This window comes from Acidovorax delafieldii (assembly GCF_007993815.1).
GTDB lineage: Bacteria > Pseudomonadota > Gammaproteobacteria > Burkholderiales > Burkholderiaceae_C > Acidovorax > Acidovorax delafieldii.
Map to the genome: position 1 here is coordinate 96665 of NZ_VJWE01000016.1, position 19091 is coordinate 115755.

Below are 19091 nucleotides of genomic sequence, written 5' to 3' on the forward strand. Positions count from 1 at the left end.
CGCCAGAAGCTGCATTGCCGCTGCTGGTGGCGTCGTCAGCGCAGGCGAGCCTGCAACTGGGTCTCGATGTCGTCTCGCTCCATGGCGAACTGCTGGGGGCTGATTTCGTTGGACTCCAGCTTGCGGGCCACAGACAGCAGCAGCACCGTGTTTTCGAGACGTGTGTCTTGTTGCAGGGAGGGGGGCAGGGCGGTCAGGCGGTCAAAGCTTTGCTTGTAAAGCTCGCTCCAGCTCATGGCCCCTGCCTGGGCCTGGGCCCTGGCACCGTCGTACCAGCGCGAGAACTCGTCCAAGGCGTTGTCGCGGGGACTGGAACAGCCCGCCACAGCGGCCAGCAACACCATCGAACCCCAGAATTTCGGGGAGTGAATCAAGGAAAAACGGTTTGCAGAGATGCGAAAACGTGTGGTCACGATCGTCCTCCATTCCAGAATGCCACCGAAAAGTCCCGGTGTGCAGCGCCGAATGGTACTCCGATGCTATGCTTTTTGCTACTGTGTTGCTGTTTGGACCCACACGCACTGCAGCGCAGCGCCAGCCACTCCTGCACGCATCACAACTCAGTGGTCCAGAAAGCTGGTGGACAAAATCTGGTCGAGCCCGGTAAGCCCGTGCGACATCGAATCCACAGACTGCACGGCCACGTCCGGCATCAGCAATGACACCGCCGCCAGCACTGCCAGCACCACGGTTCCGATGAACGCTATCAATGCGCGCGCTCCCGGCGGTAAGGAATGGCGTTTCATGGTGAAGTCCTTTTGAAAAAAGGGGTGGGGGCCGCAATGACCTCCCGGTGCAACCTCAATGGCTGCTGGCTAGGATTTCAGCAAAGTGCCGCAGTTCCGCGTGTAAGACAAGTGCCATAACAGGGCTCCATGGGCAACTGTTACGGCCTGTTGCCTTTACAAACCTGCCAGAAACGTTCCGCGCCTTGCAAGCGTCCGGAGGTTCAGTTCAGGGCCTTGAGTGGGAGGCGGATGGAGTGCCAAGCGGACGGACTGCAGAGGGCTCCTGTCGAGCCGTCCAGCGGTCATCGCGGCATGCATAGATCAGGGCGCGGGCGTCTGAATCCACGCGGTGATCTGGGCAATGGCCTCCTGCTCGATGCCAATGAAGCCGGGCCAATGTTGGCCCGCACACTCATCACCGATGGGGTAGGTTCCGCCATGTACCACCATGAGCTTTTTGACCGGCGCCCGCGCCAGCCCTCTCAGAATGGCGGGCGTATCGCTGGCCTGGCAGTGTTCGCAGCCGTCCCTGGCATGGTGGTAGACCAGCACCGGGACCTGTATGGCCTCAAGGCCCTGTGTGGGCACTGCTCCCGGCGTGCTCCTGCGCACCACGCTGGAGGTCAGCCCCAGCCCCGCAATCGCTGGGTCGTTGACATGAATGGCCATGGCTGTTGCAGACACTGTCATGCGCCGAGCGGGGCGCACAGTCGTTGATGTTCAGCCCAAAGCGCCGGGGTCCTGTGTGCAAGAAGCCAGCCCCCACAACAAAAAACCCAGGTGACCGGAATCACCTGGGTTGGTATGTGGCGGAGAGGGCGGGATTCGAACCCGCGGTGGGGATTAGCCCACACACGCTTTCCAGGCGTGCGACTTAAACCGCTCATCCACCTCTCCGAAGCCCTCGATTATAGCCACAGGATTGGGTGCATTCCGGTCGCTGATCGGTATCGCCTGAAAATTTCAGTGGGCCGACACGTTGTCAGCCTGCCTTTTGGGATGTCTGCACCATCTTCATTGCCGAGCCGATCAGCGCCGACACCTCGGTCATGTTGCTGGGCACGATGAGGGTGGTGGTGGCGTCCGACGCGACTTGGCTGTAGGCATCCACGGCTTTTTCAGCCACCTTGAGCTGCACGGCCTGCTCGCCACCGGGCTGGCGGATGGCTGCGGCCACGCGTTCGATAGCCTGGGCGTTGGCTTCGGCCACGGCCTTGATGGATTCGGCCTCGCCCTGGGCCTTGTTGATGACGGCCTGTTTTTCGCCCTCGGAGCGGGCGATGAAGGCCTCACGCTCGCCGGTGGCGATGTTGATCTGCTCCTGGCGGCGGCCTTCTGAGGCGGCGATCAGTGCGCGCTTCTCCCGCTCCGCTGTGATCTGGGCCTGCATGGCGTGCAGGATTTCCTTGGGCGGGGTCAGGTCCTTGATTTCATAACGCAGCACCTTCACACCCCAGTTCAGGGCGGCTTCGTCGATGGCCTGCACCACCTGCGCGTTGATGATGTCGCGCTCTTCGAAGGTCTTGTCGAGTTCGAGCTTACCGATGACCGAGCGCAGCGAGGTCTGCGCCAGCTGGGTCACGGCCATGATGTAGTTGCTCGACCCATAGCTGGCGCGCATGGGGTCGGTGACCTGAAAGTACAGGATGCCGTCCACCTGCAGCTGCGTGTTGTCGCGCGTGATGCAGACCTGGCTGGGCACATCGAGCGGAATTTCCTTCAGGCTGTGTTTGTAGGCGACCTTGTCCACAAAGGGGATCAGAAAGTTCAGCCCGGGAGTCAGCGTGCCCGCATATTTGCCCAGGCGTTCCTTGACCCAGGCGTTTTGCTGGGGCACGACCTTGACCGAGCGGGCGATGAAGATCACGGCAATGATCAGGATGACGATGGCAATTTCCATGGGAAACCTTTCTTGGGTATCGACTGGGAGTCTTCGGTGTTTACAGCGGGTCCACCAGCAGGCGGTTGCCCACCAGCTCGGCGACGCGATGCATGCCAGTAGACGGGGTGACGCCGGGGCGGTGCATGGCCGTCCATTGGGCGCCCCGGTACTTCACGGTGGTGGTGCCGTCGGGGCTCCAGCTTTCGATGAGGATGGTTTCGCCTACGTCCATGTTCACGCTGCGGTCCGCACGTGCAGACGGATCGCCGGGGCGCTTTCTCCGCAGCAGGTAGCAGGCCACGACGGCCCCGCCGCCCACAATGGCGGCCGACACCATCTGCATTGCGGACGCCAGGCCCAGGTGGGCGGCCAGGGCGGCGGCTACCAGCCCCAGGGCCACCATCAGCAAATAGAACGTGCCGGTGAGCAGTTCTGCCACGACCACGGCCCCTGCTGCCAGCCACCAGATGGTGGATGCCTCCATGTAGAACCTCCTTGTGTGGTTGTGTTTAGTGCACCACATTCTGGGTCAAAAGGATGGCAGTTCAAAGGCGCGTCAACGTTATTCCTTACACTTCGCGCCTATTTCGTTTTTTGGCCGGGCAGGCCACGGCTCCTTGGAGGCTGCGCATGAAGTTTCGCTTTCCCATCATCATCATCGATGAAGACTATCGTTCCGAGAACACCTCGGGGCTTGGCATTCGTGCGCTTGCACAGGCCATTGAGGCCGAGGGCTTTGAAGTGGTCGGTGTCACCAGCTATGGCGATCTCTCGCAGTTTGCGCAGCAGCAAAGCCGCGCCAGTGCCTTCATCTTGTCCATCGACGATGAAGAATTCTCCGAGGGCGAAGGGCTGGACCCCATCGTGCTGAGCCTGCGCAACTTCATTGGCGAGGTGCGCCGCAAGAACGCCGAAGTGCCCATTTATGTGCACGGTGAGACCAAGACCAGCCGCCACCTGCCCAACGACATCCTGCGCGAGCTGCACGGCTTTATCCACATGTTCGAGGACACCCCCGAATTCGTGGCGCGCCACATCATCCGCGAGGCCAAGAGCTACCTGGAGAGCGTGCAGCCACCCTTCTTCAAGGCGCTGCTGGACTACGCCGAAGACGGCTCGTACAGCTGGCACTGCCCCGGTCACTCCGGCGGCGTTGCCTTCCTGAAGAGCCCCGTGGGCCAGATGTACCACCAGTTCTACGGCGAAAACATGCTGCGCGCCGACGTGTGCAACGCGGTGGAAGAGCTGGGCCAGCTGCTGGACCACAACGGTGCCATTGGCGAGAGCGAGCGCAACGCCGCGCGCATCTTCAATGCCGACCACTGCTTCTTTGTGACCAACGGTACGTCCACGTCCAACAAGATGGTGTGGCACCACACTGTGGCGCCCGGGGATGTGGTGGTGGTGGACCGCAACTGCCACAAGTCCATCCTGCACAGCATCATCATGACCGGGGCCGTCCCTGTGTTCATGAAGCCCACGCGCAACCACTTCGGCATCATCGGCCCCATCCCGCAAAGCGAGTTCGAGCCCAAGGCGATCGAGGCCAAAATCAAGGCCAACCCGCTGCTCAAGGGCGTGGATGCCAAGAAGGTCAAGCCCCGCGTGCTGACGCTCACGCAGTCCACCTACGACGGCGTGCTGTACAACACCGAGACCATCAAGGGCATGCTCGACGGCTATGTGGACAACCTGCACTTTGACGAGGCCTGGCTGCCGCACGCGGCGTTCCACCCGTTCTATGGCAGCTACCACGCCATGGGCAAAAAGCGCACACGCCCCAAGCACTCGGTGACGTACGCCACACAGTCCATCCACAAGCTGCTCGCCGGTATCAGCCAGGCATCGCATGTGCTGGTGCAGGACTCGCAGACCACCAAGCTCGACCGCCACCTGTTCAACGAGGCCTACCTGATGCACACCAGCACCAGCCCTCAGTACAGCATCATCGCCAGCTGCGATGTGGCCGCCGCGATGATGGAGCCACCTGGCGGCACCGCGCTGGTGGAAGAAAGCATCCTGGAGGCACTGGACTTCCGCCGTGCCATGCGCCAGGTGGAGGAGGAGTTCGGCAAGAACGATTGGTGGTTCAAGGTCTGGGGCCCTGAAAAGCTCACCGACGAGGGTATTGGTCGCGCGGAAGACTGGATCATCCGCAGCGACAGCAAGAGCAAGAAGGGCAGCAAGTGGCACGGCTTCGGCCAGCTGGCTGACGGCTTCAATATGCTGGACCCGATCAAGTCCACCATCGTCACGCCGGGTCTGAGCCTGGACGGCAAGTTCGACAAGACTGGCATCCCCGCGTCCATCGTGACCAAGTACCTGGCCGAGCACGGCGTGGTGGTGGAGAAGACGGGCCTGTACAGCTTCTTCATCATGTTCACCATCGGCATCACCAAGGGCCGCTGGAACACGCTGCTGACTGCGCTGCAGCAGTTCAAGGACGACTATGAGAAGAACCAGCCCATGTGGCGCATCCTTCCCGAGTTCTGCCAGCAGCACAAGCGCTACGAGCGCATGGGTCTCAAGGACCTGTGCCAGCACGTGCACGAGATGTACGCCAAGTACGACATCGCGCGCCTGACCACCGAGATGTACCTGTCGGACCTCACGCCCGCCATGAAGCCCTCGGATGCGTACGCGCACATTGCGCACCGCACCACCGAGCGCGTGGAGATCGACCACCTGGAAGGCCGCATCACCGTGGGTCTGGTCACACCGTACCCGCCAGGCATTCCGCTGCTGATTCCGGGCGAGGTGTTCAACAAGAAGATCGTGGATTACCTCAAGTTTGCGCGCGAATTCGCCAAGCTGTGCCCCGGTTTCGAGACCGACATCCACGGTCTGGTGGAAGTGGAAGACGAGAACGGCCAGGTGCGCTATTACGCCGACTGCGTGGCAGAGCAAGGCAAGACCGGCAAGAACCCCAAGCCACTGGCGACCGCCAAGAACCTGGTGCAGGTGGGCGACGACGGCCCGTACGGGCGCAACGTGTAAGCACGTCTTGGCGCTGGTGTGTGGGTGCACCAGCGTCTCAAAAATCGCTCCCCCGGCTTGGCTGGTGGAGCGATTTTTTTATGCGCTTGAATCCGTTGTGGTGTTGAGGTCGTATTGACTATCAGCCGCGTGATTCTCATGCGGTGACTGTCTTCACAAACCACTCAGGAGATCTTCATGACCCTTCGATTCAACGCCCGCCTTGCCACCATCGCTCTGACGGCTGCCATGGCAGCTGCCGCAATGCCTGCCATGGCGCAGGTCATGGTGGGCGGTGCGCCCATGCTGGCCAGCAAGGACATCATCGACAACGCCGTGAACTCCAAGGACCACACCACCCTGGTGGCGGCGGTCAAGGCGGCAGGCCTTGTTGAGACGCTGAAGGGCCCCGGTCCGTTCACCGTGTTTGCGCCCACCAATGCGGCGTTTGCCGCATTGCCCGCCGGCACGGTGGACACGCTGCTCAAGCCCGAGAGCAAGCCCACCCTGACCAAGGTGCTCACCTACCACGTGGTGGCGGGCAAGTACGACGCTGCTGCGTTGTCCAAGATGATTGCTGACGGCAAAGGCATGGCCAGCCTCAAGACGGTGGCGGGCGGTACGCTCACCGCCAAGGCCAGCGGCAATGCCGTCATGGTGACGGACGAAAAGGGCGGTACGGCGACGGTGACGATTGCCGACGTGTACCAGTCCAACGGCGTGATCCACGTGGTGGACAAGGTCCTGTTGCCGAACTGATTGCGCAACTGATGGGAGGGGCTGCCCGCTCGCTGGCATGGCCGCCGCATTGCAGGGCCGGGATCGGCCAGGGGTTGCTGTGGCCCCGTCAGCGGACCGGCGGCATGTCCTCTCGCACTCGCACAAAACTCGCGAAGCGCGGCACTCCGCTGTCGTGGGTGCCCCGAAAGCGGTAGGTTACCCAGCTGCCCACGGGCGGCGGATGGTCGCGCTCGGCGTCGGTCAACCCTGCGCCCAGCCGGAACCGCTGGCCGGAAGGCATCTCCACCACCAGGGCACCCAGCCGCCCCGCGTGGCGGCCTTGGCCGGGCAGATGGGCCACCACGCGGGCCTCGGTGTCTTCGTGGGTCTTGACCTTGATGAGGTCGTCGCTGCGCCCTGCGCGGTACATCGATGCGCCACGGTGCAGCATCAGTCCTTCGCCGCCCGCACGCACGGTGCGCAGCAGCAACTTCTGGAGTGCGGCGTCACTCGCCACACGCTGTTGTGGCACCGCCTGCACCCAAGCGTGGTCCAGCGCTTCGACCAACTTGTTCAGTGCAGGAAGGCGCTGGTCAAACGTGCCGCCATGGGCGGGCAGGTCAAACACCATAAAACGCATCTCGCGCCATGCGGCATCTTCCGGCTGCTGCTGGCGCACGGTGGACTGGGCGTGGCTGAATCGGCCGCGTCCTGCCCACAGCTCGCCGTCCATGGGAGTTTAAGGCCAGCCGGCAGTGAACCATGCCGGGGCCGCTACGGTCTCGCCACCCCGCGTGCGCAGTGTGTGGCCGTCCCAATAGCCGCGCACGCCATCGTATTTTTCGCTCACCCAGTAGTCCGCCAGCCGCATGCCGGGGCGGTACACATTGGCCAGCAACAGGGCGGGTGCATCGGCGGCCCAGGCCTGGGGTATTGCAAGTGCCGCCAGGGGTGCAAGGCCCATACAGGCCAGCCAGTGTCTGCGGAGCATAGGTAGGGTGGTGCTATCAAAAAAATAGCTTCTAGCGCATGATTTATTTGCGCTAGAAGCCAATTACGTAGTGAGCGTGCAGCCCTGGCGAGGATTTACACCTGGTCGGCGCTCAGGCCAGCCGTCTGGCTGAAGCCGCCGTCCACATAGGTGATCTCGGCGGTCATGCCCGAGGCCAGGTCCGACAGCAGGAAGGCCGCCACATTGCCCACGTCCTCAATCGTAACGTTGCGACGCAGGGGCGAGGCATCGGCCACGCGGCTGAGCAGCTTGCCAAAGTCCTTGATGCCGCTGGCAGCCAGCGTCTTGATGGGGCCTGCGCTGATGCCGTTGGCGCGGATGCTGCGGCCGTCTTCGGTGCGGCCCACGGCCTCTGCCAGGTAGCGCACGCTGGCTTCCAGGCTGGCTTTGGCCAGACCCATGGTGTTGTAGTTGGGGATGGAGCGCAGCGCGCCCAGGTAGCTCAGTGTCAGCAGCGACGACTTGTCGTTCAGATAGGGCAGGGCCGCCTTGGCCATGGCCGGGAAGCTGTAGGCGCTGATGTCGTGTGCAATGCGGAAGCCTTCGCGACTCAAGCCGTCCAGAAAGTTGCCCGCAATCGCTTCGCGCGGTGCAAAGCCGATGCTGTGCACAAAGCCGTCAAACTTCGGCCAGGTCTGCGACAGATCCGCGAACATGCGCGCGATCTGCTCGTCGCTGGCCACGTCGCAGTCAAACACCAGCTGGGAATTGAACTCGGCCGCAAAGTCGGTGATGCGGTCCTTGAAGCGCTCGCCCACGTAGCTGAACGCCAGTTCGGCGCCTTGCTCGTGGCAGGCCTTGGCAATGCCGTAGGCAATGGAGCGGTTGGACAGCACGCCCGTGATGAGCAGCTTCTTGCCGGTCAGAAAACCCATGTGAAATCTCCTTGTGGAATAGCGGAATGCAGGCTTGGCGCCCGGTGCATGTGGATATGCGGCTTTGGCTGCAAGCCCCTGCGAACGTAGTGCAGAATTGTCGCATGCGGTTTTGGCTGGCTTTGTTGCTGATGGGGTGTGCTGTTCCAGCGTGGGCAGCGCATGCGTATGCCTTGTGGGGCGCGCCGCGCTATCCGGCGGGTTTTGCGCATTTCGACTACGTGAATCCCGACGCCCCCAAGGGCGGCGAGTTGCGACTGGTCAGCAACCTGCGCGTCTCCACCTTCGACAAGTACAACCCGTTCACCATCAAGGGCAACGCACCCGCCTACCTGTCGTCGCTGATGTTCGACTCGCTGCTGGTGGGCTCCATGGACGAGACCGCGACCGGCTATGGTCTGCTGGCCGAGGACGTGGAAGTCGCCCCCGATGGGCTGTCTGCCACCTTCCGCCTACGGCCCGAGGCGCGGTTTCACAACGGCAAGCCCGTGCTGGCCCAGGACGTGAAGCACAGCTACGAAACGCTGGTGGGTCCCTTCACCTCGCCTGCGTACAAGACTTTGCTGATCGAGGTGGCGGGCGTGGATGTGATCAACGACCGCACCGTGCGCTACCGCTTCAAGCAACCCAACCGCGAGCTTCCCATCACCGTGGGCGGCTTGCCCGTGTTCAGTCGCGACTGGGGCGTGGAAAACGGCAAGGCCAAGCCCTTTGACCAGGTGGTGATGGACATCCCCATCGGCAGCGGCCCCTACAAGATCGGGCCCGTGCGGTTTGGCAAGGACATCACCTATGTGCGCGACCCGCAGTACTGGGCGCGCGACCTCAATGTGCGCAAGGGCACGGCCAACTTCGACCGCATCCTGGTCAAGATCTACAAGGACAACACCGCGCGGCTGGAGGCCCTGAAGGCGGGCGAGTTCGACCTCATGCGGTTCTTCAGTGCGGGCGACTGGGCCCGCCGCGTCACGGGCAAAAAATTCGACACCGGCGAGCTGGTCAAGGGCGAGTTCAAGCACAAGCTGCCGTCGGGCTTTCAGAGCTACGTGCTCAACACCCGCCGCCCGCTGCTGCAGGATGCGCGCGTGCGAGAGGCCCTGGGCCTGGCGATGGACTATGAGTGGATGAACCGCCAGATGTTCTACGGCGCCTACCAGCGCGTGAACGGCCTGTTTGGCAACACCGCGTGCGAAACCAGGGGCAGTCCGTCGCCCGAGGAGCTTGCGCTGATGGAGCCCTACCGCAAAGACATTCCCGCAACCGCCTTTGGCCCCATGACCGTGCCCCCGCGCACCGACGGCGATTCGTCATTGCGTGCCAACCTGCGCCGCGCGCAGGCCCTGCTCAAACAGGCGGGCTGGGAGGTGCGCGATGGCGCCCTGCGCAACGCGAAGGGCGAGGCCATGGTGCTGGAATACATGGACAGCAACGAAGGTGGAGTGCGCACCATCACCCCCTGGATGCGCAACCTCGAAAAGATCGGTGTCACCTTGCGCTTCCGCTCCGTGGACTTTGCGCTGTACCAGCAGCGCCTGCAGAAGTTTGACTTCGACATCACCTCGATGGCCTTCCAGGGCACCCACAACCCGGGGCAGGAGTTTGCCGACATGTTCGGCAGCCAGGCGGCCGACGTGGAGGACTCCGGCAACTTTGCGGGCGTGAAGAACCCTGCGGTGGACGCCATGATCAAGGCCATGACCTCGGCCAAAACCGAAGCCCAGCTGCTGCCCGCCTGCCACGCGCTGGAGCGCATCATTGCGCACAGCCACTACCTCATTCCGCAATGGACGGCGGCCACGCACCGCATGGCCTACAACGCCTGGAGACTGGCCAAGCCCGCCACGGTGCCGCCGTACTCCAGCGGCGAGGGCTGGGTCATTGACACCTGGTGGGCACGCATACCGCCACAGACCGCGCCCGACAAAAAATAACCACCCGCCAGCCCACCCATGTTTGCCTACATCCTCAAACGCGTGTTGCTGATGCTCCCTACCTTGCTGGGCGTGCTGCTGCTGACCTTTGTGGTGATCCAGTTTGTGCCGGGCGGTCCCGTGGAGCAGTACATGGCCGAAGCCAAGGCTGGTGTTGGCGGGGGCGGTGGTGCCGAAGGCGGCGGCCTGAGCTACCGGGGCGCGCAGGGCGTGGACCCCAAGCGGCTGGAGCAGATCAAGGCCTTGTACGGCTTTGACAAGCCTGCACATGAACGTTTTTTTCAGATGCTGGGCCAGTTCGCGCGTTTTGATCTGGGCAAGAGCTTCTTCCAGAACAAGGACGTGTGGCAGCTGGTGGTCGAGAAGCTCCCGGTCTCCATCAGCCTGGGCCTCTGGACCTTCTTCATCAGCTACCTCGTCGCCGTGCCGCTGGGTGTGGCCAAGGCGGTGCGGGCCGGGTCGCGGTTTGACCTGGTGACCACGCTGCTCATCCTGCTGGGCTATGCCATTCCGGGTTTTGTGCTGGGTGTGGCGTTGCTGGTCATCTTTGGCGGGCAGCTGCAGTGGTTTCCGCTGCGGGGGCTCACGTCGGCCAATTGGGACGAGCTGTCCTGGGGTGCGCGCATCGTGGACTATCTGTGGCACATCACGCTGCCGGTGATCGCCATGGTGCTGGGCAGCTTTGCCGTGACGGCCATGCTGACCAAGAACGCGTTCCTCGAAGAGATCCGCAAGCAGTACGTGCTGACGGCCCGTGCCAAGGGCCTGAGCGAGCGGCAGGTGCTGTGGAAGCATGTGTTCCGCAACGCGCTCATCCCCATCATCACCGGGTTTCCCGCTGCCTTCATCGGTGCGTTCTTTGCGGGCTCGCTGCTCATCGAAACCCTGTTTTCGCTCGATGGCCTGGGCCTGCTCAGCTACGAGAGCGTGATCCGCCGCGACTACCCCGTGGTGCTGGGAACGCTGTATTTGTTCACGCTGATCGGGCTTGTCACCAAGCTCGTCAGCGACCTTTGTTATGTGTGGGTGGACCCGCGCGTGAAGTTTGACTAGCCCGAACGAACCCATGGCCCTGATGAGTTCTGCTCCCGCATCGCCTTCGCTCTCGCCCTCCCGCCGCGCGTGGCTGCGTTTCAAGCGCAATCGCCTGGGGTACTGGAGCCTGCTGATCTTCTGCGCCCTGGTGCTGGTGAGCCTGTGCGCCGAGCTGGTCAGCAACGACAAGCCTCTTATCGTGCGCTACGAGGGGCAAACCTACTTCCCCATGCTCAAGGACTACCCCGAAAAGACCTTCGGCGGAGACTTCGAGACACCAACCGATTACCTGGACCCCTTCATCAAGGAGCGCCTCTCCGCTGGCAGCAACTGGGCGCTTTACACCTTGAACCCCTACGGTCCCAACACGCTCAATTACTTCGCCAAGGCGCCCAACCCCTCGGCGCCCACGTCAGACAACTGGCTGGGTACGGACGACCGCGGACGTGACCTGCTGGCGCAGCTGCTGTACGGATTCCGTGTGAGTGTGCTGTTTGGTCTGGCGCTCACCATCACAGGCGTGTTGCTGGGCATGCTCACCGGCGCCATCCAGGGATTTTTTGGCGGCAAGACCGACCTGGCGTTTCAGCGCTTCATCGAGATCTGGGGCTCCATGCCCGAGCTGTATCTGCTCATCATCTTCAGCGCGGTATTCGCGCCCAGCATTGCGCTGCTGCTCATCTTGCTGAGCCTGTTCGGCTGGATGGGGCTGTCGGACTATGTGCGGGCCGAGTTCTTGCGCAACCGCCAGCTTGACTATGTGAAGGCGGCGCGCGCCCTGGGGGTGAGCAACACCCAGATCATCTGGCGCCACATCCTGCCCAACAGCTTGACGCCCGTGGTCACGTTCTTGCCCTTCCGCATGAGCGGGGCCATCCTGGCGCTCACATCGCTGGATTTTCTGGGCCTGGGCGTGCCGCCCGGCACGCCCTCGCTGGGCGAGTTGCTCAGCCAGGGCAAGAACAGCATTGATGCGTGGTGGATATCGTTGTCCACCTTCGGCGTGCTGGTGGTCACCTTGTTGTTGCTGACCTTCATGGGGGACGCGCTGCGCGATGCCCTCGACCCACGAAAGGCAGACCAATGACGTCCCCCACGCTCGGCACTGGCGTGTCCTCGCTGCCCCCCGAGGGGGCTCTCGCCGCCATGGGGCGGCCCGGCGGTGGCTCGGCTGCAGGTCTGCCGCTGTTGAGTGTCCACGACCTGCATGTGCGCTTTGGCTCCAAAGAGGTGGTGCGCGGCGTCAATTTCACGTTGGCTGCGGGCGAAAAGCTGGCACTGGTGGGCGAGTCCGGCTCGGGCAAGACCATCACGGCGTTGAGCCTGCTGCGGTTGGCGGGCAATGCCGCCATCACCGGCCAGGCCCTGCTGCAAGGGCGGGGCGACCTGCTGGCGATGACCGAGCGCGAGATGCGCGGCGTGCGCGGCGGCGACATCGCCATGGTGTTCCAGGAGCCCATGACCGCGCTCAACCCGCTGATGACGATAGGCCAGCAGATCGCCGAAATCCTGCTGCTCAAGAAGGGACTCACCGGCGGCCAGTGCGCGCAAGCCGCCATCGAGCTGCTGGCGCAAACCGGCATCCCCGAACCCGCGCGCCGCGCCAACAGCTTTCCACACCAGCTCTCGGGCGGCCAGCGCCAGCGCGCCATGATCGCCATGGCCCTGGCCAGCGCGCCGAAGCTCTTGCTGGCCGACGAGCCCACCACCGCACTGGATGTGACCTTGCGCGGCCAGATCCTGGACCTGCTGAGCGACTTGCAGCGCCAGACCGGCATGGCGGTGCTGCTGATCACGCACGACCTGAACCTGGTGCGCCGCTTTGCCGACCGCGTGGCCGTGATGGAGCAGGGGGTGCTGGTAGAGCAGGGCCCAGTGGCCGACGTGTTCGGCGCCCCCCAGCATGCCTACACCCGTCGCCTGATCGCCAGCCAGCCGCGCCGCGATGTGGTCGAGGCCGACCCACCCGCAGGCACTGCGCCGGTGGTGCAGACGCAGGATCTGCGCGTGGTCTACCCCACGCCATTGCCCGGCATCAGGGGCTGGTTCAAAAAAGGTGAGTTTGTGGCCGTGCAAGGCGCCACGCTGCAACTGCTGCCCGGCCAGACGCTGGGCGTAGTGGGCGAATCCGGCTCGGGCAAGTCCACGCTGGCACAGGCCATTCTGGGGCTGCTGCCATACGCAGGTGAGTTGCAGGTGGGAGGGCAGGCGTGGCAACAGCCTGCCACGCGCAACACACCAGCCAACCAGCAGCTGCGCCGCCGGGTGCAGGTGGTGTTCCAGGACCCGTTCTCATCGCTGTCACCGCGTCTCACAGTCGAAGAGATCGTGGGCGAGGGCCTGAAGGTGCACGAGCCCACACTGACAGTGGCCCAGCGCCGCGTGCGAGTCGAGGCCGCGCTGGACGAGGTGGGCCTGGCCGAGGCCCAGTACCCGCGTCTGCTCGAGCGTTACCCGCATGAATTCTCCGGCGGCCAGCGCCAGCGGCTGGCCATTGCGCGCGCCCTGATCGTGCAGCCCCAGGTGCTGGTGCTGGACGAGCCCACCAGCGCGCTCGATGTGACCATCCAGCAGCAGGTGCTGGGCCTGCTGCAGCGCCTGCAAAAAGAAAAGGGCCTGAGCTACCTGCTCATCACCCACGACGTGGATGTGATCCGCGCCATGGCGCACGATGTGGTGGTGATGAAGGACGGTGCAGTACTAGAAAGTGGCAGCGTGGCCGATGTGCTGGATGCCCCCCAGCACCCGTACACCCAGCGTCTGGTAGCTGCCGCCACAGTGCCTGGTGGGTGATTTTCAGGCAAAATCTGCCGCAGGCGCTAGTGCAATATGCCCTGGCTGCTATCATTTTTGATAATCTGGTGCCATCGGCGCCGAGCTGTTGACTGGGCGCCGCAAGCCTTCAAGCCCCGCTGCGCTGTCCTCAGGTCCTGACCGCCACCCGGCGCGCATGTTGCTCTGCACCGGGCTGCGTCCAGACGATCTTGCTCACATCCACTCCCAGGGCCTTCGCGCGCTCCATCAGGTGTTCGCGCACATGCCAGGGCAGGGTGGGTGTGCGTGACAGTACCCACAGGTAGTCGGTGCTGGAGCCCACCACCATCGCCCACTGGTAGTTTTCGTCCAGCGCCACCACGTTGTAGCCGCCATAGAACGGTCCGAAGAACGACACCTTGAGTGCGGCCCGGTCGGGGCTGTCCACAAACTCTGCCCGGCCTTCGGCCTCTCTCCACTGCTTGCGCACCGGGTCGTACCCTCGGTTCACCACCTTGATGGTGTTGTCCGCGTTGCGGCTGTACGTGGCGCTGGCCTGGGTCAGCCCCCGCTCAAACGAGTTTTCAATGCGCGCCAGCTCGTGCCAGTGCCCTGCATACCGGTCCACGTCAAAGCCCGTGACGGGTTGCACGCCATCCGGTGTGCGTGGCGTCGAGCACGCTGACAGCACCAGCACGCCCATCAACGCAGCCGCGCCCACGATGAGTGGCCAGGGGGAGCGGCGAGGTGCGGTGCGGATGGCTTGCATGGCGGGTTCTCCTGTGGGTGGGTTCTGGTGTTGGGGCCAGCGCGTTGGCTGTGCCCCTCTCCTCGCAACCGACTGTAGGGACCGTGGAATGCGCGCGGTGTAGGAAGGCGCTGGCGCCCGGTGTCGGCGGTGTGGCGGGTCTGGTGTCCCTGTCCGGTCGTTGTCGCCGTGGCGTGGGCGTTGAGCAGCCCGCGTGTGGCATGTCCTGTGCGTTGTCATCGATGTATGCATGCAGCCTGCCCCGTGCGGGGTTAGAGTGCTGCAGGGCAACGGCAGTGGGGCCTCTCCACCCCTCCCACGTTCGGCCGTCATGTTGTCAAGGAGGTCCCGTGAACCATCCCAGCTCTCCATCCCTTTCTGCGCTCCCTGCCGCCTCGGCACAGGCGCAGCAACACAGTCTTGCTGCCGACGACCCGGCCACACGCAGCTACCAGCAGGCGCAGCGCAACGGCCTGCTGGGTGCATGGAGCTGTGGCTTGCACCTGGGGCCTCACCAAGTGCTCTGGGCTGCGGGGGCAGATACCCCCATGCCGTCCGTGCGGCTGAGTCTGCCGCTGGGTGGCGAGCGCACGGCGCGCCAGTTTTTCCGCCATGCCGTGCCCACACCTCTGGAACTGGAGAACGCCATTGCCGCAGTGGAGGATGAGGTCCATGTGGGCCACCAGCAACTGCAAGGGCTGCTGCCCGGCGGGCAGGTGTGGGCCCCATGGTCTGCAGATACGGCGTTGCATGACCTGGCCACCTTGGCGGGCGTGCCGCCGGGGGCCCAGCGCGTGCTGACGCTGGAGGCCATGGAGCGTCTCTTCAACCGCCTGGCCGCTGTGGCTGAAGGGCGCCCGGCCGCACACGAAGGCCTGCCGGAGGATCCTGTCTTTGCGGGCACGCTGCTGGTGTTGCGCGAGCTCATGCACCACCTGCCGTTTGCCACGCTGACCTTGATGAACAGGCCCTAGCCGTTCTCCAAAACTGCGTGAGACTGCACGCTCCGCGGCATGTCTTCGCGCAGTGCCACAGCACTAAGCAAAGGTATCGACCGACTCTCCCAACCCAGGCAGGCTCTGCGGCTTGTTCACCGGGGTGGATCGTGGCTGCTGGCTGGCCTTGGCCTGTTGCTGTGCCTGGGCTCGGTCCATCTGCTCTTGCTGCAGCTGGCGCTGGATGGCTGCTATCTGTTGCTGCACCATCTGGATCTGGGCCTGCAGCAGTTTGACCTTCTCCTGCTTGGCCTTGGGCTCCATGTCCTGTCCGGCGACGTTGCGCAGTTCGTCGGTCAGTTCGCGCATCCGTTTTTGCAGCTTGTTGATGTTGCTGGCTGCACTGGCGCTGGACGCTGTGCCCGTCGAAGGGGTTGCACTTGAGATCTGCATGCTGTGTTATCGGCACATCCGCAGAAATCTCAAGCCGTGGCCCTGGCCCGCGCGATGACTTCGGCCTGCGGGCCTTCATGCATGCGGCGGTGCCGAGAACCACTCCCGCAGGAAGTCCGTCAGCGCGCGCATCTTGGCCGACAGATCGCTGCGTGTGGGGTAGACCAGCGTCACGTCGGCCGCCGGCAGCGACCATGTTGGCAGCACGCGCAGCAAGCGGCCTGCAGAAAGGTGGACCGCCACGTCCCATTCGGATCGCATCAGCACGCCGTGGCCCTCCAGTGCCCAGGTGGTGGCAGCTGCGCCATCGTTGGTGCTCAGCATGCCGCGCACCTTCACCGTCTCCTGGCGCTCGCCCTGGCGCAGATGCTAGGTGCCGTAGGTCTCGTCGCTTTCGCGGATCACGATGCACTGGTGGGCCAGCAGGTCTGCCGGTTGCACGGGCTCGCCTGCCTGGGCAAGGTAGGTGGGCGATGCGCACAGCACACGCCGGTTGGCGAGCAGTTTGCGGGCCGTGAGGCGTGAGTCCGGCAGGTCGCCAAATCGCACGGCGGCGTCAAAGCCTTGTTCCACCAGATTCACGGGCCGGTCGGTCAGGTGCAGCTGCACCTCCACCTCGGGGTAGGCGCGTGCAAACGCCGACAGGGCGGGGGCAATGTGCATTCGGCCAAAACCCAGCGTGGCTGCCAGCTTGATGAGCCCGCGTGGCGAACTGCGCGCGCCAGCCACGGTGCGCTCCAGCGCATCCAGGTCGCCGAGGATGCGCGCGCCGTCGAGCAGGTAGGTCTCACCCTCGGGCGTCAGGCTCATGCGTCGCGTGGTGCGGCGCAGCAGCCGCACGCCCAGCCGCCGTTCCAGCTGCGCCAGGCGCCTGCTGGCGGCCGGCGGAGTGATGCCCATCTGCTGGGCGGCAGCCGCGAGGCTGCCTTCCTTCATCAGCAGTGCAAAAAACCGCAAGTCGGAAAAAGCGTCCATGGGCTTGTGGGTGATTAGTGTGTTTGATTTACGAATGAAGTAATTTTGAATGACTTTATGTGAATCCTGCTCACTCATAAGATGCCACTGCAACACCACACAAGAACCTTGCAGGAGACAAACCCATGAACACATCCCATCCCCGGCGGGCACGAACATGGCGCGCCGTGGCCACGGCCGCACTGGCCTTGTCTGCCGCCGCTGGCGCATGGGCCCAGGCATACCCCGCCAAGGCCATCAAGCTCGTGGTGCCCTATGCACCCGGCGGTAGCGCAGACATTGCGGCCCGCCTGATCACCGACGAATGGGGCAAGGCCCTGGGCGGCTCGCTGTTCATCGAGAACAAGGGCGGCGCGGGCGGCAACATCGGCGTGGACATGGTGGCCAAGTCCGCACCGGACGGTTACACCATCGGCCTGCAGACCGTGTCCCTGGCCATCAACCCCAGCCTGACGGCCAAGATGCCCTACGACACCCTGAAGGACCTGGCACCCATCGGCATGGTGGCCAGTTCGCAGCATGTGCTGGTGGTCAACAACGCGTTGCCAGCCAAAAACGTCAAGGAGCTGGTGGCCCTGCTCAAGGCCAAGCCGGGGCAATACTCCTATGGTTCAGCGGGGGCGGGCAGCACCTTCCACATGTCGGCCGAGCTGTTCAAGGCCGTGGCAGGCACGCCCATCGTGCACATCCCCTACCGTGGCGGCGGCCCGGCCATGATCGACACCATGTCCGGCCAGGTGGCCATGAGCTTCCCGGTGCTGTCTGCAGCGCAGCCGCATGTGCAGGCGGGCAAGCTGCGCGCATTGGGCGTCACTGGCACGAAGCGTTCACCACTGATGCCCGATGTGCCCACCATTGCCGAGGCAGGTCTGCCGGGCTACGCGTTTGAAACCTGGTTCATTGTGTTTGCGCCGGCCGGCACACCCAAGCCAGTCATCGATAAGCTCAACACCAGCCTGAACCAGGCACTCAACACCCCCGCTCTGAGAGAGCGCATGGCCAGGGATGGATTCGACCCGACGCCTTCGACGCCAGAGCAGGCCCGCGCCCGGCTGGAGCAGGAAATGCCGAAATGGGCCAAGCTCATCAAGGAGCGGGGCATCACGGCAGAGTGAACACGCCTGCGCTGCACTACCCACCGACACCCATGACCACGACCACGACGACCCCGCTTTTCCCGGGCTTCACCGCCTGCCGCGTGCCTACGCCGGACGGCCAGTACATCCACGCGCTGGTGGGCGGCACCGGTCCGGCCTTGCTGCTGCTGCACGGGCACCCGCAGACCTCGGCCATCTGGCACAAGGTGGCGCCAAAGCTGGCGCAGCACTTCACCCTGGTGCTGGCGGACCTGCGCGGATATGGCGATTCGGCGAAGCCCGAGGGCGACGCGGAGCATGCGCTCTACAGCAAACGCACCATGGCCGCCGACATGCTGGCTGTGATGCAGCACCTGGGCCACCCGCGCTTCACCGTGTTGGCCCATGACCGGGGCGCCCGCGTGGCGCACCGCCTGGCGGCCGACCACCCGGCAGCCGTGCAGCGGATGGTGCTGCTGGACATAGCGCCCACCTTGGCCATGTACGAACAGGCCAACAATGCCTTCGCCCGCGCCTACTGGCACTGGTTCTTCCTGATCCAGCCCGCGCCGCTGCCCGAGCGCCTGATCGAGGCCGACCCTGCCGCCTACCTGCGCGACGTGATGGGTCGGCGCAGCGCGGGCCTGGCCCCGTTCGATCCACGCGCCCTGGCCGAGTACGTGCGCTGCCTGGCATTGCCCGGCACGGCCCATGGCATCTGCGAGGACTACCGTGCCTCTGCGGGCATCGACCTGGTGCACGACCGTGCCGACCGCGATGCGGGCCGCCAGTTGCCCATGCCTTTGCTGGCGCTGTGGGGCGAGCAGGGCGTGGTGCACCAGTGCTTCCAGCCCCTGGCCGAGTGGCAGCGCGTGGCGGCCGACGTGCGCGGCCACGCACTGCCTTGCGGCCACTACATCGCCGAGGAGGCCCCTGATGCGCTGCTCGACGCGGCGCTGCCCTTCCTGCTGGCCGACCGGTAAGGCCGCAC

At 64.2% G+C, this 19091-nt stretch carries 17 protein-coding genes, 1 tRNA gene and 2 pseudogenes; 9 read left to right on the top strand and 11 right to left on the bottom strand.

Going from position 1 to position 19091, the window contains the following annotated elements; genetic code table 11:
* Window positions 1-35 precede the first annotated feature (35 nt).
* From ATF69_RS18120 to ATF69_RS18145, 6 genes are all read right to left on the bottom strand, one after another.
* Window positions 36-413, bottom strand: a complete 378-nt coding sequence (locus tag ATF69_RS18120; protein ID WP_082565025.1) for a hypothetical protein — start codon at window positions 411-413, stop codon at window positions 36-38.
* 147 nt (window positions 414-560) lie between these two features.
* A complete protein-coding gene (locus ATF69_RS18125) occupies window positions 561-746 on the bottom strand; it encodes a hypothetical protein (RefSeq protein WP_056064060.1) in 186 nt (61 codons plus the stop codon).
* A gap of 303 nt (window positions 747-1049) precedes the next feature.
* Window positions 1050-1397: a hypothetical protein gene (locus ATF69_RS18130; RefSeq protein ID WP_146871850.1), complete on the bottom strand. Its 348-nt coding sequence runs from the start codon at window positions 1395-1397 to the stop codon at window positions 1050-1052.
* A 138-nt stretch (window positions 1398-1535) separates the two neighbouring features.
* Window positions 1536-1625, bottom strand: a tRNA-Ser gene (locus ATF69_RS18135).
* An 85-nt stretch (window positions 1626-1710) separates the two neighbouring features.
* On the bottom strand, window positions 1711-2628 hold the full coding sequence (locus tag ATF69_RS18140) for an SPFH domain-containing protein (protein ID WP_056064052.1): 918 nt from the start codon (window positions 2626-2628) through the stop codon (window positions 1711-1713).
* Between the two features lie 40 nt (window positions 2629-2668).
* Window positions 2669-3094, bottom strand: a complete 426-nt coding sequence (locus tag ATF69_RS18145; RefSeq protein ID WP_099730573.1) for an NfeD family protein — start codon at window positions 3092-3094, stop codon at window positions 2669-2671.
* A gap of 146 nt (window positions 3095-3240) precedes the next feature.
* On the opposite strand from ATF69_RS18145, the gene ATF69_RS18150 reads away from it, so the two are divergent.
* On the top strand, window positions 3241-5607 hold the full coding sequence (locus tag ATF69_RS18150; protein ID WP_056064046.1) for an arginine/lysine/ornithine decarboxylase: 2367 nt from the start codon (window positions 3241-3243) through the stop codon (window positions 5605-5607).
* 177 nt (window positions 5608-5784) lie between these two features.
* A complete protein-coding gene (locus ATF69_RS18155) occupies window positions 5785-6345 on the top strand; it encodes a fasciclin domain-containing protein (RefSeq protein WP_015014682.1) in 561 nt (186 codons plus the stop codon).
* 88 nt (window positions 6346-6433) lie between these two features.
* Here the strand turns inward: ATF69_RS18155 and ATF69_RS18160 are convergent.
* Both ATF69_RS18160 and fabI read right to left on the bottom strand, forming a co-directional pair.
* Window positions 6434-7297, bottom strand: a pseudogene (locus ATF69_RS18160) (DNA ligase).
* Window positions 7298-7392: 95 nt separating this feature from the next.
* Window positions 7393-8193 (bottom strand): enoyl-ACP reductase FabI, encoded by an 801-nt coding sequence (gene fabI, locus ATF69_RS18165; RefSeq protein WP_056064037.1) that lies wholly within the window; start codon window positions 8191-8193, stop codon window positions 7393-7395.
* A gap of 104 nt (window positions 8194-8297) precedes the next feature.
* Between fabI and ATF69_RS18170 the strand changes: the two genes are divergently transcribed.
* The 4 genes from ATF69_RS18170 to ATF69_RS18185 are packed head-to-tail and all read left to right on the top strand — an operon-like array spanning window position 8298 to window position 13952.
* Window positions 8298-10124: an extracellular solute-binding protein gene (locus ATF69_RS18170; protein WP_108499066.1), complete on the top strand. Its 1827-nt coding sequence runs from the start codon at window positions 8298-8300 to the stop codon at window positions 10122-10124.
* An 18-nt stretch (window positions 10125-10142) separates the two neighbouring features.
* Window positions 10143-11177, top strand: a complete 1035-nt coding sequence (locus ATF69_RS18175) for a microcin C ABC transporter permease YejB (protein WP_099730569.1) — start codon at window positions 10143-10145, stop codon at window positions 11175-11177.
* Window positions 11178-11199: 22 nt separating this feature from the next.
* Window positions 11200-12246 carry an ABC transporter permease gene (locus tag ATF69_RS18180; RefSeq protein ID WP_146871851.1) on the top strand — a complete coding sequence of 349 codons (1047 nt, stop codon included), beginning with the start codon at window positions 11200-11202 and terminating at the stop codon, window positions 12244-12246.
* 59 nt (window positions 12247-12305) lie between these two features.
* On the top strand, window positions 12306-13952 hold the full coding sequence (locus ATF69_RS18185) for an ABC transporter ATP-binding protein (RefSeq protein WP_146871988.1): 1647 nt from the start codon (window positions 12306-12308) through the stop codon (window positions 13950-13952).
* A gap of 130 nt (window positions 13953-14082) precedes the next feature.
* Here ATF69_RS18185 and ATF69_RS18190 read toward each other — a convergent pair whose 3' ends face one another.
* Window positions 14083-14682 (bottom strand): lipocalin family protein, encoded by a 600-nt coding sequence (locus ATF69_RS18190; protein ID WP_146871852.1) that lies wholly within the window; start codon window positions 14680-14682, stop codon window positions 14083-14085.
* Window positions 14683-15011: 329 nt separating this feature from the next.
* Between ATF69_RS18190 and ATF69_RS18195 the strand changes: the two genes are divergently transcribed.
* On the top strand, window positions 15012-15635 hold the full coding sequence (locus tag ATF69_RS18195; RefSeq protein ID WP_146871853.1) for a hypothetical protein: 624 nt from the start codon (window positions 15012-15014) through the stop codon (window positions 15633-15635).
* Between the two features lie 63 nt (window positions 15636-15698).
* Here the strand turns inward: ATF69_RS18195 and ATF69_RS18200 are convergent, their stop codons facing one another.
* Together ATF69_RS18200 and ATF69_RS18205 are read right to left on the bottom strand one after the other, a co-directional pair.
* Entirely contained in the window at window positions 15699-16049 is a 351-nt protein-coding gene (locus ATF69_RS18200; protein WP_146871854.1) for a FlxA-like family protein, read from the bottom strand.
* A gap of 75 nt (window positions 16050-16124) precedes the next feature.
* Window positions 16125-17024: pseudogene (locus tag ATF69_RS18205) on the bottom strand (LysR family transcriptional regulator).
* A 125-nt stretch (window positions 17025-17149) separates the two neighbouring features.
* Between ATF69_RS18205 and ATF69_RS18210 the strand changes: the two are divergent.
* Together ATF69_RS18210 and ATF69_RS18215 are read left to right on the top strand one after the other, a co-directional pair.
* Window positions 17150-18139, top strand: coding sequence for a tripartite tricarboxylate transporter substrate binding protein (locus tag ATF69_RS18210; RefSeq protein ID WP_146871855.1), 990 nt, complete (start codon window positions 17150-17152; stop codon window positions 18137-18139).
* 32 nt (window positions 18140-18171) lie between these two features.
* Window positions 18172-19083 (top strand): alpha/beta fold hydrolase, encoded by a 912-nt coding sequence (locus ATF69_RS18215; RefSeq protein ID WP_146871856.1) that lies wholly within the window; start codon window positions 18172-18174, stop codon window positions 19081-19083.
* Window positions 19084-19091 lie beyond the last annotated feature (8 nt).